Origin of the sequence: Gordonia sp. DT30, from assembly GCF_049844915.1 — a bacterium.
In the GTDB taxonomy this organism is placed as follows: domain Bacteria; phylum Actinomycetota; class Actinomycetes; order Mycobacteriales; family Mycobacteriaceae; genus Gordonia.
The window spans coordinates 1-283 of record NZ_JBNCLY010000109.1 but is presented as its reverse complement, the minus strand read 5'-3'; the positions used below and the strand labels follow the sequence as shown (position 1 = coordinate 283).

The 283-nt window shown below is 54.1% G+C and carries 1 pseudogene; it reads left to right on the top strand.

What is annotated here, in order from left to right:
• Positions 1 to 68 precede the first annotated feature (68 nt).
• A pseudogene (locus ACLQ3C_RS21650) lies at positions 69 to 283 on the top strand (hypothetical protein); the annotation flags it as partial.

Genomic DNA, 283 nt, shown 5'->3' with positions numbered 1-283 from the left:
ACGTCGCTGGCAGCGGGATCGTAGCGGTGTCCGGGTGGCTGAAAGTTGAGAGATGGAGATTCTGGCTGATGGTGGATGTTGAGCGGTGGCATGAGTGGGATTCGGATTACGTGACGATGAGGCTCGATGGTGCTCGTGAATTACTTGAGTTCTCTTTGACGTTAGATCGTCCGTGGAACAGTGATCGGATTCATGACATTCAGCGAGATTTGGTGAATGTGTGTGTGTGGTCGTTGGTGGGTTCGGGTGGTGTGGTGGGGGAGGAGGTGTGGTCGATGTTGGA